Origin of the sequence: Vibrio sp. 10N.222.52.B7, from assembly GCF_041474275.1 — a bacterium.
Classification (GTDB): domain Bacteria; phylum Pseudomonadota; class Gammaproteobacteria; order Enterobacterales; family Vibrionaceae; genus Vibrio; species Vibrio crassostreae_C.
In genome coordinates, this window is the sequence record NZ_JBFRTU010000343.1 from 1 (window position 1) to 360 (window position 360).

The 360-nt window shown below is 47.2% G+C and carries 1 protein-coding gene and 1 pseudogene; both read left to right on the plus strand.

The genetic code is table 11. The features are described 5' to 3' along the window. Positions 1-228 (plus strand): annotated as a pseudogene (gene glgC / locus AB4512_RS23130) (glucose-1-phosphate adenylyltransferase); the annotation flags it as partial. Continuing rightward, on the plus strand, positions 218-360 hold a 143-nt coding region (locus AB4512_RS23135; protein WP_372175860.1), incomplete at its 3' end, for a glycogen/starch synthase. The pseudogene glgC and the gene AB4512_RS23135, both read left to right, overlap by 11 nt.

The window sequence follows — 360 nt, forward strand, 5'->3', positions numbered from 1 at the left end:
GGCTTCCGCAGCAATATCGCATCAGCGTGTGATATTAGCGAAAGCATCTTACTCGGTGATGTAAAAGTGGGTGAGGGTTGTATCTTGCGCCGCGTTATCATTGATAAAGACGCAGATATCGCACCGGGTACACAGATTGGTGTAAATCTGACAGAAGACAAAAAGCATTACCACGTATCTGACGATGGTGTCGTAGTGATTTCTAAAGGAGCACGAGTTGGTTACTAAGACTCTCTCGGTACTTTTTGTAGCGTCTGAAGTTGAAGGCTTGATTAAAAGTGGTGGCTTGGCTGATGTAGCCAAGGCACTGCCGAAAGCGTTGCAAACACTCGAACAGGACGTTCGAGTGACTATCCCCGC